This is a genomic window from Clostridia bacterium, assembly GCA_035628995.1.
Taxonomy (GTDB): domain Bacteria; phylum Bacillota; class Clostridia; order Lutisporales; family Lutisporaceae; genus BRH-c25.
In genome coordinates, this window is sequence record DASPIR010000023.1 from 446,077 (window position 1) to 458,630 (window position 12,554).

General features: G+C 41.8%; 11 protein-coding genes. All 11 read right to left on the reverse strand.

The genetic code is table 11. The annotated features are described in order from the left end of the window. Window positions 1-261 precede the first annotated feature (261 nt). The 11 genes from VEB00_09080 to priA all read right to left on the reverse strand — a co-directional run bounded on the left by VEB00_09080 (window position 262) and on the right by priA (window position 12,527). Window positions 262-894, reverse strand: a complete 633-nt coding sequence (locus tag VEB00_09080) for a thiamine diphosphokinase (protein HYF83163.1) — start codon at window positions 892-894, stop codon at window positions 262-264. Between the two features lie 2 nt (window positions 895-896). Beyond that, the gene (gene rpe, locus VEB00_09085; GenBank protein ID HYF83164.1) at window positions 897-1,553 is read right to left on the reverse strand and encodes a ribulose-phosphate 3-epimerase; all 657 of its coding nucleotides are present in this window, start codon (window positions 1,551-1,553) and stop codon (window positions 897-899) included. Then, window positions 1,554-2,426 carry a ribosome small subunit-dependent GTPase A gene (gene rsgA, locus VEB00_09090; protein ID HYF83165.1) on the reverse strand — a complete coding sequence of 291 codons (873 nt, stop codon included), beginning with the start codon at window positions 2,424-2,426 and terminating at the stop codon, window positions 1,554-1,556. It lies immediately after the preceding gene. A 26-nt stretch (window positions 2,427-2,452) separates the two neighbouring features. Further along, window positions 2,453-4,426: a Stk1 family PASTA domain-containing Ser/Thr kinase gene (gene pknB, locus VEB00_09095; GenBank protein ID HYF83166.1), complete on the reverse strand. Its 1,974-nt coding sequence runs from the start codon at window positions 4,424-4,426 to the stop codon at window positions 2,453-2,455. Beyond that, window positions 4,416-5,183 carry a Stp1/IreP family PP2C-type Ser/Thr phosphatase gene (locus tag VEB00_09100; GenBank protein HYF83167.1) on the reverse strand — a complete coding sequence of 256 codons (768 nt, stop codon included), beginning with the start codon at window positions 5,181-5,183 and terminating at the stop codon, window positions 4,416-4,418. Before VEB00_09100 ends, pknB begins: the two co-directional genes overlap by 11 nt. Before the next feature lie 190 nt (window positions 5,184-5,373). After that, window positions 5,374-6,411, reverse strand: coding sequence for a 23S rRNA (adenine(2503)-C(2))-methyltransferase RlmN (gene rlmN, locus VEB00_09105; protein HYF83168.1), 1,038 nt, complete (start codon window positions 6,409-6,411; stop codon window positions 5,374-5,376). Window positions 6,412-6,418: 7 nt separating this feature from the next. After that, a complete protein-coding gene (rsmB, locus tag VEB00_09110) occupies window positions 6,419-7,765 on the reverse strand; it encodes a 16S rRNA (cytosine(967)-C(5))-methyltransferase RsmB (protein HYF83169.1) in 1,347 nt (448 codons plus the stop codon). Between the two features lie 70 nt (window positions 7,766-7,835). Next, on the reverse strand, window positions 7,836-8,513 hold the full coding sequence (locus tag VEB00_09115) for a zinc metallopeptidase (GenBank protein HYF83170.1): 678 nt from the start codon (window positions 8,511-8,513) through the stop codon (window positions 7,836-7,838). Between the two features lie 22 nt (window positions 8,514-8,535). Beyond that, window positions 8,536-9,468 carry a methionyl-tRNA formyltransferase gene (gene fmt / locus VEB00_09120; GenBank protein HYF83171.1) on the reverse strand — a complete coding sequence of 311 codons (933 nt, stop codon included), beginning with the start codon at window positions 9,466-9,468 and terminating at the stop codon, window positions 8,536-8,538. 23 nt (window positions 9,469-9,491) lie between these two features. After that, window positions 9,492-9,953 carry a peptide deformylase gene (gene def, locus VEB00_09125; protein ID HYF83172.1) on the reverse strand — a complete coding sequence of 154 codons (462 nt, stop codon included), beginning with the start codon at window positions 9,951-9,953 and terminating at the stop codon, window positions 9,492-9,494. A 132-nt stretch (window positions 9,954-10,085) separates the two neighbouring features. Then, window positions 10,086-12,527 carry a primosomal protein N' gene (gene priA / locus VEB00_09130; protein ID HYF83173.1) on the reverse strand — a complete coding sequence of 814 codons (2,442 nt, stop codon included), beginning with the start codon at window positions 12,525-12,527 and terminating at the stop codon, window positions 10,086-10,088. Between the last annotated feature and the right edge of the window lie 27 nt (window positions 12,528-12,554).

Genomic DNA, 12,554 nt, shown 5'->3' on the forward strand with positions numbered 1-12,554 from the left:
CATACATTAATCAGCCCAAAAACGAATAAAACCCTACACTATATAATACTAATGTAGAGTCATAATTGACACAGAAATATATATATTTTTGCTTATATGTCATCCTGAACAAAGTGAAGGATCTTCGACCCTTGTGGAATACTTGAGAGCTCTTGATGGGTCATCCTCACAGGTATAAGATTCTTCGTAAACTCAGAATGACTCAGGCGTAGCGCTGACGCTATTTTCTTATCATTCACGGAAAGATAACTGGTAACTAATCTAATCTTCAGACTTGATGACTAATAAATACCCCTTCTTTATGCTTACCTCCACTGTATTGTCTTCGAAGTAGTTGCTCACTCCATATGGATCACCCAGCTCCATTTCCGCATCCTTCAACTCATAATGGGCTCCTCTTGTGCATATACCCTCTACTTTTTCAGTAAAAGGTATAAGAGAGAAAAAGTCTCCTTTTTTGCCCTCTAAGGAAATCGAATCCCTTATCATGTTTATATGGTTTTTATTATCCATCATGCTGATTGGGATGTTTCTTTCGATGCCAAGCTTTAAGAGGGAAATATTCGCTATCATATGGTCAATCCTACTCCCGGTCGCTCCCAAAAGAACTATTTCTGTTGAGAAAGTAAGAGCAAATTCTACACATAAATGGGTATCTGTCTTATCCTTGTCCTGTGGGAACTGTATAACCTCTACTCCCTTTTTTTTATAATATTCAATATACTGGGCTGCGGAGGAATCCATATCTCCCATTATTACGTCAGGAGTAAGCTTCATATTTATTGCATGCCTTGTACCGCCATCTGCGCAGATAATACGATCCGCAGACTGCACAATATCATGACAGAAGTTGTAATCGTATATTTCACCACTGCTTATGATAACAGTCTTCATGTTTATCTACTGCCTGCTTCCTTCATCATTTTTATCGCTGCAGGTATATCCTTGGAATTGAAAACTGCTGACCCCGCGACTATTACATTCGCTCCGCTCTCCACAACCCTGCCAACATTGTCCTGACCTACTCCTCCATCAACCTGCAAATCAACCTTAAGTCCTTTGCTATCTATGAGATTTCTTACTCTTGAAATCTTCTCGTAAGAAGAATTTATGAATTTTTGCCCTCCAAAGCCGGGATTTACGCTCATAATTAAAACCATATCCAAATCGTCAAGCACGTACTCCAAAGCATTGATAGGTGTGGCTGGATTAAATGCAACTCCTGCTTTTTTACCCTCACCCTTTATCATTTGTATCAGTCTATGAAGATGATTGGTTGCTTCTGCATGCACCGTTATGATATCAGCACCACTGGCTGCAAAATCCTTGATATAAAGCTCAGGGTTCTCTATCATCAAATGTACATCAAATATAAGGCGGCTCTTAGTCCTTAGGCTTTTAACCACAGCCGGGCCAATAGTAATATTCGGAACAAAATGCCCGTCCATAACATCCACATGAAGCCAATCAGCCCCTGCTTCCTCAACTATCCCAACATCTCTCTCCAGGTTCGCAAAGTCTGCTGCCAGAATGGATGGTGCTAGCTTAATCATTTAATACCTCCTGATCTTCTTCAATTCATTTAATAGCGATATATAGAAATCATATCTAATTTTATTTATTCTGCCTTCCTCTACTGCATCCTTTACCCCGCATCGAGGCTCTTTATCATGTACGCAGTTAAGAAAATAGCAATTCTTGAAATCCTCAAATTCGGGGAAGCAGCCTTCCAGCTTAGAAAGCTCCAATTCACCTATTTCGAAAGAAGTGAAGCCCGGAGTATCTGCTACCATACCTCCCTTTTCAAGCTTAATAAGCTCCGCATGTCTGGTGGTATGTGTGCCCCTGTCAATCTTCTTGCTCAAATCACCGGTCTTAAGCGCCAGCCCTGGTTGTATACTGTTTAAGAGTGATGACTTACCAGCTCCGGATGGGCCTGCAAAAACCGAAATCTTATCCTTAAGCATTTCTTCCAGCTGCTCTATTCCTGTACCTGTTTTAACACTTGTTGTGATTACCTTATATGGAACGCTTTCCAGCATTTTTACTACTTCCAGATAGTTCTTTTCTTCATCCATGTCAATTTTATTAATGCATACCACAAGATTCAGCTTCTTATATTCTGAGTATACGAGAAACTTCTGCATAAGCGTCATGTTGATATCCGGCTTTTTAGCTGCAAATACAATAATCACCTGATCAATATTGGCAACTGTAGGTCTTATTAGCTGATTTTTCCTCTCAGAAATACCAAGTATATAGCCTTGAAGACTGTTAGGGTCACCCTCAATCTCAACATGGTCTCCTATTAGTGGTGTTATTTTCTCATTTCTGAATCTACCTCTGGCACGGCACTCATATATTCCATCGACTGTATCTACATAGTAGAAGCCTCCGATGCCTTTTATTATAACACCCTTCTGCATGTTTTCCCTACTTTCAATCGTATTCTTTAGAAGCTGTGAGCCTTACTTTTATACAGGCTGTCATTAATATAAATCTCAAAAGTGACTTCACCCTCTCCACTTATCGGAATCTCCAGCTGTTTTTCGGAGGATTTGTGAATACTCTCATATATTCTGCTGCTTATTTCGTTCTGCACCTTATAAACAGTAACCTTCATGCTTTCAAGATTCTGCGGCAGAGGAAATATAAGCTTTGTATTAGTTCCGCTCGTCTCCTGCTTTAGGCTGTTCACTACAAAATCCACAACACTTTTTCTAGTAACATCGCTGCCGGGCTTTATACTCTGTTCCAATACCGCGTCTGCAGGATATTCACTGCTGCTTCCAGGAGTAATATTTCCTAAAATAAGATCTTTAACAATAAGATCAGTCTTAACCTCTTCAATTCCTAGTCCAACGTAAGTTGGCATTACAAATTTCTCAGGTCCTATGCTTATTGCATATTCTATTGTTGTGCCCTCTTCCACGCTGATGCCTGCTGCTATACTCTGTCTTATAACAAACCCGTTGGGGTATTCGTCGTATTCCTGTTCAAATTTGCCTTCTGCAAGACCTTCCCCTTCCAGTATCATTTTAACTTTATCATAGCTTTCGCCTACTAAATTGGGTACGACAACCTTTCTGGGACCTTTACTCACAACGACCCTTACAGGGTTGGTTATTTTGTTCTTTTCGTTGGGTTTAGGATTCTGACTGATTATTTTGCCTTCAGCGATCTCCTTGTTGAATACCCGCTCAGTTACTTCAAGTATAAGGGTTGAAGCTCCAAGCTTCTCCTTTGCTTCATTCTCATTTATGCCAATAAGATCAGGCACTTCCACTTCCTTTACGGCAAAGAGACTATTTACAAACAGTACTCCTCCGCCTACCAGCAAGGCTAGCAGCAGTCCACCGACAATAGCCGCTATTAGAAATCCTATATTTCTCTTTTTCTTTTTGACAGGGTTTTCACTGCCTCCCTGGATTGTGGGTATTGCATCTACAGAATAATCATCAATAACCAGCTTTCCCTCTTTAACTTCTGCCCTGCTGCTTGCTTCTTCCTGTGTCTCAGATGCAACATCCATGTCTATAATCTTTATAGGTTCAAGCACCCTGGTATTCTCATCAGTAAACTTGTTTTTCTTCACAAAATCCCCATTGGGCATAACCAGAGATTGTCTCAGATCATTAATAATTTCTGAAGCACTATTGTACCTCCTGGAAACTTCTTTTTCCATACACTTTAATATTATAGCCTCTATGGCTCTTGGTATTCTTGAGTTGATTTTCGAAGGAGGCAAAGGCTCCTCCTGTATATGCTTCAATGCGACAGCAATAGGAGAATCACCTTCAAAGGGCAATCTCCCGGTAAGCATTTCATACATTACAACTCCAAGGGAATATATATCTGACTTTTCATCGGTATAGCCGCCCCTTGCCTGTTCAGGTGCAAAATAGTGCACAGAGCCGATTACATTGCCGGTATTTGTTATTGTACTTGAAGACACAGCTCTGGCAATACCAAAATCCGTCACTTTTACCGAGTTATCTTCTCTTATTAATATATTGTGAGATTTTATATCCCTATGCACTATATGATTTTTATGAGCATGGTCCAATGCATAGCATATCTGAATTGCAATATTTGTAGCATATTCAACGCCTAGAGTTCCCTTGCTCTTGATAAGCTCTTTAAGGGTCTGCCCTTTGATGTACTCCATGACTATATAGTAGTTGCTGTTTTCAGTTCCTACATCATATATTCCTACTATGTTCGGATGAGAAAGACTGGCTGCTGATTGAGCCTCTCTTCTGAATTTCTTAACGAACTCCTCATCCTCTGTAAACTCTGACCTCAGTACTTTTATCGCCACAAATCTATTCAACAGCCTGCATTTGGCCTTATATACCAATGCCATTCCGCCGCCACCGATTTTTTCCATTACTTCATATCTATCTCCCAATACTCTACCTACCATAATAGTCACCTCCTTTACACATCTGGATAACCACTGCTGTAATATTGTCAAAACCGCCGCTTTCCTTAGCTTTGCTGACTAGAAGCTCGCAGGCTTCATTCAAATCAGAGGCGTTCGCTATTGCATTAACCATTTCCTCTTCATGCACCGCATTTGACAACCCATCAGTACAAATTAAAATAAAATCCCCATCCTGCATGTCGCACTGGCTTATATCAGGCTCCAGGGTGTATTCCGTTCCCAGTGCCCTTGTAATGACATTCTTCTGTGGGTGATTGTTCGCTTCCTCAGGCTTTATAGTGCCCGCTTTAATAAGCTCCGCAACTAGTGAATGGTCCTCCGTAAGCCTTGATATAACCTTCTCTCTAATAAGATACACCCTGCTGTCTCCTACATGTCCAATATAGAGTCTGCGGTCTTTCGCAAGCACCATTGACAGTGTAGTACCCATACCCAGGCAGTTGCTTCTAACTATTGAAGTCTTGTAGACCTTATCATTGGCATGCAATATTGCATTCCTTATCAAGTCTTGGATTTCTCTATCGCCAAGCTTAAGCGTTTCAATACTATTTTTTATAAAAGCGGCTATTTCCTGCACCGCCATGGAACTGGCAACTTCTCCGGCATTATGGCCGCCCATGCCATCAGCAACAATATGCAAATATGAATTTTCGATACCTTGAAGCTTCTCACACAAAAAGCTGTCCTCATTTATCTTTCTAACCAGACCTATGTCTGTCTTGCCGACTGACCTCATCAAATCACCTCTAAATATATACTTCAAAAGCATATCATTCTGCAAAATATTTCGACATAATATGAAAAAACCCTCTAAGAAATTTTATATTTGTTTCGCGTTTCGGGTTTCGCGTTACGCGATTTAAGAAAATTCTTCGAAGCATGTACGGGCGAACAGTGTTCGCCCCTACCTTATTCATATCTCATATCTAATGCTCCCGCACATACTTCTGTCTGAGCTGACCGCAGGCTGCATCTATTTCGCTGCCAAGCTCACGTCTTATGGTCGTCTCAACTCCGAAGCCCTCTAGAGCATTCTTAAAGGCATTTATCTTTTCTTTAGACGCTTTTACAAACTCTTTTCCTTCCACCTTGTTTACAGGAATAAGATTGACATGGCAAAGCATTCCTTTTAGCAGTGTCCCCAAATCATGAGCATCTTTAGAACTGTCATTGACGTCTTTTATCAAGGCATATTCGAAAGTCACTCTCTTATTTGTTACTTTGATATAATATCTGCAGGCTTCCATGAGCTTTTCAATGTTATATTTATTGTTCACAGGCATTATTTTACTTCTTTTTTCTTCATCGGCTGCATGCAGTGATATTGCAAGAGTGCATTGCAGGTTTTGATCCGCAAAATCGAGTATTTTGGGGACTATGCCCGAGGTTGACAGTGTAATGTGCCTCTGTCCTACATTCAGTCCTTTGCTGTGGTTTATCATCTTAATAAACTTCATAACCTGTTCATAGTTGTCAAAAGGCTCTCCAGTACCCATTAGCACGATATTTCCAATCCTCTCGCCTATATCCCTGGAAACAGCCATTACCTCCTCCAGCATTTCTCCGCTGCTCATTGACCTTACCAGGCCTCCTACAGTCGAAGCGCAGAACTCACAGGACATCCTGCAGCCAATCTGTGTGGATATGCATATGGTTTTACCGTAGCTGTACTCCATAAGCACACACTCCACTGCATTTCCATCCTCCAAGCAAAGCAGGTACTTTCTTGTATTATCTATCTTAGAGTGCTGCATTGCCTCTATCCGTGCCCTTCCTATATAAAAATCCCTTTCAAGAAGCTCAATAATACTCTTGGATAGATTGGTCATATCACCAAAGGAGGCAGTATCCTTGTAAACCCACTCAAAAATCTGTCCTGCCCTGAACTTTGGCAATTTGTTATCTTCAACATAGCTCTCAAGCTCATCATAACTCAAGTCCTTGATATTTCTTTTGTTCTCCATATAATCACTACCTCTTTCTCATTTTGGCAATAAAGAATCCATCAGTGCCGTGGGTATTTGGAAAAAGCTCCAGATAACCCGTATACGCGCTTTCACATACTAAGTTTTCCGGTATTTGTCCTATTATACTTTCCAGCTGAAATTGTTGGCTGCGAGACAAGAATTCTTTCACAACCTCTAAGTTTTCAGTCTTATTTATGGTACAAGTGCTGTAGATGAGTATTCCTTCAGGCTTTACATATTTTGAAGCCATTTCTAGCATTTCCCTCTGCAGCTTAGCTAATTCCCTGAAATCATCCTGCTTCTTTTTCCACCTAAGGTCCGGCTTCCTTCTCATTACTCCCAGACCGCTGCAAGGTGCATCCAAAAGCACTCTGTCAAATTTCTCCAAAGATTCCTCATCCAGCAGCATTGCATTATAAAGCTCCGTCCTCACAATGCCAATACCAAGCCTGCTGCAGCTTTCCTCTATCAGCTTGAGTTTATGAGGATGAACATCTCTTGCCACTATTTCCCCCTGATTCCCCATAAGCTCAGCAATATGAGTTGTCTTGCCTCCAGGCGCGCTGCACATGTCTAGTATCCTTTCACCGGCTTTAGGATCAATAATATGAGCTACTAGCATCGAGCTTTCATCCTGAACCTGATAATAGCCTTTCTTGAAGGAATCCTTGCCTTCAATAGAAGAGGTTCCTCTGATGTGTATCGCTTCAGAATTATAGCTGCCTTCTTGACAGTCAATATTCTCTTCAGAAAGCATCGTCAAAAGCTCTTGTTTGTTTATCTTAAGCCTGTTGCAGCGTATCGTGAAGGGGGGTATTTCATTATTGGACTTTAAGAGGTCCTCAGTGAAATTCACACCAAAATCCTTCACCCATTTTTTAACCATCCACTCAGGGTGGGAGTAAAACACTGACAGGTATTTTATACTTTCCTTTTCCCTATCGGGATACTCCAGCTTCTCCTTATTCCTGCTTATATTCCTCAAAACGCCATTTACAAACTTTACAGTGCCCTCATTCCCACGTTTTCTGGCAAGCTCAGCACTTTCATTGCACACTGCGGAGTCCGGCACTCTATCAAGGAACAGCAGCTGATATATTCCACATCTAATAATATCCTCAATCCATGGCTCAATCTTATTCTTCTTCACAAACTGCGATTTCACCCAGTCTATTCGCGTAAGGTTTCTCAATGTCCCATTTACTATCTCAGTCACCAGAGCTTTGTCAAGCTTCAGAAGACCACTCTTATCCAATTCCTGCTTTATAGCAATATTTGAATAAGCCCCCTCCCTGAGGACCTTATAAACAACTGAAACAGCCGCATCTCTCGCTATGTCAATTTTTTTCATACGTCACGCTCCGATTCATAAAAAGCTACAGATAGTAATATACCTACCTGTAGCTTTAAATATTATAGTTCTAATCTCTTCTGCCTCTTAAAACAAAAAGCCTTATAAGCTGCATGATAGCTGCGAAGGTTGCTGCAACATAAGTAAGGGCTGCAGCTCTTAGAACTTCTCTTGCCGGTCCAATTTCATTGGATGGAACCAGTCCATTGCCTTCCAAAAGAGCGATTGCCCTACTGCTGGCATTGAATTCTACTGGAAGTGTTATAACCTGAAAAGCCACAGCAGCAGAAAAGAGCAGTATTCCAATGTTTATAAGGTCTATCCAGTTGAAAATGAATCCCCCGATTATGAAAAGCCAAGAAGCCTGAGAACCAATGGAAGCTACTGGTGCTATAGCATTTCTGACAATCAGCGGTGCATATCCCTCCAGATGCTGTATAGCATGGCCGCACTCATGGGCTGCTACCCCGACAGAAGCAAGGGAATTGCTGTTATACACATCCTGTGACAATCTTAATACCCTTTTCCTGGGATCATAGTGATCAGACAGTCTTCCTCCCACAAGCTCTACCGGTACATCCTGAAGTCCATTGGCATCCAAAAGCCTTCTGGCTACATCAAATCCGGTATGTCCGTAGCTATTTCTTACCTTAAGGTATTTGTTGAAGGTGGATTTTACCTTTGACTGCGCATATGCAGCAAATATCATTGCAGGTATTAATAATATAAAAGTAGAATCGTAAAACATTTGTATTTCCTCCTAAATAACTTTATTGTAGTATTGTGCCCGTCTCTATATCATGCCCTCGCAGATATGCTTCAACGCTCATACGCTTTTCGTTCTCAAACTGTAATTCTGTTATTTTAAGGCTTCCTATACCACAATTCACGACTATGCAGCCACTTTCCAAATTAACTATACTGCCCCATTTGTCATGTTTCTCACCGCAATCAAAAGCTTCTGCGCCAATAATCTTAAATACTTTACCGCCATATTGGGAAAAGGCAGCCGGCCATGGATAAGTCCCCCGTATCAGATTTTTGATAGTTTTCGCATCCTTGGACCAATCAATCCTTCCAAGAGCTTTAGTCATTATCGGCGCATAAGTAGCTTCCTCGTTATTCTGGGGAATTCTCGAAATCCTTCCTTCTGACAGAATTGTCATTGTATCTGACAAAACCGCAGCTCCAAGCTCCATAAGTCTGTCATGCAGCTCGCCTGCAGTCTCATTTTCACCTATAGCAGTCTCTTTCTTTATAATCATATCCCCAGTGTCCAGCCCCTTATCCATGTACATGGTAGTAACTCCCGTAACTGTCTCTCCGTTTATAATGCACCAGTTTATAGGTGCTGCCCCCCTGTACTTTGGCAGCAGTGAGGCATGAACATTGATACAGCCAAGGGGAGGTATATCTAAAATCTCCTGAGATAATATCTGCCCAAAAGCAACTACTATAATAATATCAGGCTTTAAATTCCTGAGTATTTCTGTGAATTCCTTGGTCTTTATCTTCTCTGGCTGATACACAGGTATTCCGACTTCCTCAGCCAGCACCTTCACCGGAGGAGGTGCAAGCTTGTTGCCCCTTCCCTTTGCTCGGTCAGGCTGAGTTACAACAGCCACAATATCATGCTTCTGTGCAAGCAATATGCTAAGGCACGGAACTGCAAAATCAGGAGTCCCCATAAATACAATTCTCATCTGCTGTCCTCCCTTTTTTTCCTTTACTCTTCCTTTTGGATAGTCTTAGTAATCGCTTTATCTGTAAAAAGCATACCATTAAGATGGTCAATTTCGTGACAGAAGGCGATAGCCAAAAGCTCAGTGCCTGTCATCTCAAAGGTTTCACCTTTCCGGTTCATTGCTCTGACAATTACCTTGGCAGGCCTTTTCACTTCTCCCCTGATTCCAGGAATACTGAGACAGCCTTCTTCTTCAATCTGTTCTCCGCTTTCATATACAATGACCGGATTTATTAGCTCAATAAGCCCTTCCCGAATATCTATTACAACAACCCGCCTCAATACACCGACCTGAGGAGCGGCAAGTCCAACGCCCTCAGCCTTGTACATTGTGTCTTTCATATCATCAAGAAGTGTCAATATCCTGTCATCAATAACCTCTACCTTTCTTGACACTTTCCTTAAAACTTCATCCCCATCTTTTCTTATCGTTCTAACAGCCATAATTTCCTCCTGTAAATTATCAGGTTCGGGGTTCGAGGTTCGGGGTTCGGGGAGTAGCCTTATGCCATTTCTTCGAAGCGTTACTCAATTCCTCGCACCTTGTACCACGCACCACGCACCAGTTTTATTCTACTATAACATATTTTGAGGATTCAAATCCATACTTATGCTCGCATTGGTCTGTCCTTCACCGCAGTTTTCTGATAAATCCTCAAGTATCGCTCTAATTGTGTCTTCACTCTTGCTCTTAATTACTATTTGCCATCTATATCGGTTTTTTATACGTGATATTGTTGCCGCTGTCGGCCCCAGCTTTTCCACATCGTCCTGATGCTTTATCCTCTCATCCAAGAACCGGCTAATTTCATTGGCATATTTAATTACCTCATTCTCTACCGTTCCGCTTATTAAGATATTGGCTATGGTTGAAAAGGGCGGGTATAGCATCTCCCTCCTCAGCATTATCTCCTGTTCATAAAAGCCTTTGTAGTCATGGTACCTGGCATATTCTATGCTATAATGCTCAGGACTGTAAGTCTGAACAATTACGCGGCCTTTCTTGCTCGCCCTTCCTGAGCGTCCTGCCACCTGCGCAATCATCTGGAAGGTGCGCTCGCCAGACCTGAAGTCCGGCAGGTTGAGGCTGGTATCAGCTGTAATAACACCTACCAGCGTAACGTCAGGAAAATCAAGCCCCTTTGATATCATCTGTGTTCCAAGAAGCACATTAGCTTCCCGTCTCCTGTATTTATCCAGAATCTCTTGATGTGAGTTCTTTCTTGAGGTAGTATCAGCATCCATTCTCAGTACATCCTTGACAGAGAACTTTTTCTTGAACTCCTTTTCCAGCTTCTGGGTACCCACACCGAAGTATTTTATCTTATCACTATTGCACTTGGGACATACAGTTGGATTATCCCTCTCATATCCGCAGTAATGACATACTAACTTTTCACTTTTCATATGATATGTAAGCGAGATGCTGCACCGTGGGCATTTCATCACTATACCGCACTGCCTGCAGGACACAAAAGTGGAGTGACCCCTCCTGTTGAGGAACAAAATAATCTGATCTCCACTTTTCAGGTTATCTAGAATCGCCTCAGTCAAACTGCTGCTGAATATTGTCTTGTTGCCAGACTTAAGCTCTTCCCTCATATCTACTACCTCTACCTCAGGCATGGGACTTCCATTCACCCTTTCAGGCAGCTCCACCAGGCCAAGCTCTCCCACCTTAGCCCTGTAATAAGTCTCAATAGAGGGAGTCGCAGAACCCATAAGCACTCGTGCACCTTCCAGCTGGCACCTTTTCTCTGCTACTTCCCGGGTCAGGTACTTGGGCTTTATTTCTGATTTATATGTATTTTCATGCTCTTCATCAATGATTATAACTCCCAATGCTTTAAAGGGCGCAAATACCGCTGAACGAGCTCCTATAGCCACTTTTACAATACCGGCTTTTATCTTTCTCCACTCGTCGTATTTTTCACCCTCCGAGAGGCTGCTGTGCATTACAGCTATATTATCTCCAAAGCGATTCTTAAATCTTGAGACCATTTGCGGCGTCAAAGATATTTCAGGCACCAGCATTATTGAGTCCTTACCCTGTTCCATGCATTCTTCGATAAGCTCCAAATATATTTCAGTCTTTCCACTGCCTGTTACGCCGTGAAGCACCACATCCTTACCTTGGGAAAAGAGACTCCTGATGTTGGTCATCACATCCAGTTGAGCCGCTGAAAGCTCATGCCTTTTCTCGCTGTAAACCTTTGAATTGACCTTCCTGTACTCTTCCCTTTCCTCTATCCTGATACAGCCCTTCTTCTCCATGGCTTTAACTGCTGAATCACAGTCTCCGCAAGTCTCCTTAAGCTTAGACATGGATATACCCGGATTATTCCCAAGCAGCTCAAATATCTCCTTCTGCTTGCTTGCATTCTTCTTTATATCAAAACTTACACCCTCTGTGAGATACAGAAGCTTTTCGGTTTTCTTTCCTATCTTATTTCCTACTTGCTGCAGCTTCCGTACTATCCCTGCCTCTAGAAGCTTTTTCATATAATAGTCTATTTTAAGGCCGCTGAAATATTCCTTTATATCCTCCAGCTTGGCACTACCATCGTTTAATTCAAGAAACTCAAGTATCTCAATAATACTGTTGGAATTCAGTCTGGCAATCTTGTCATTTATATCATCGCTGTCTGCAAGCTCTATAGTATAGCTGCTTTTTGTCCTTACAGGCGAAGGCACAATCGCGTGAATAGCGTCAATGTAATAGCTCATATACTTATTCTTCATCCATTTCGCCAGTTCTACAAGCTGTGGAGACATCACAGGTTCATCATCCAAAGCCCTGACCAAAGGCTTTATCCTGGAAATATTAAAGTCTATACTGTCCTTGATGGCCAGTACATACCCCTCCAGCTGCTTATTCCCCATGCCAAAGGGCACAATGACCCTACTGCCGACCATAACCTTATCTTCCATCTCTTTCGGAATCAGGTAGCTGTAGGTTCTGTCCGTCTCTTTACATTTATTCGCTACAATGACCTCTGCAAATAATTTTTTATCCAATGTTTTTCCCCCAATGGCATAGTATAA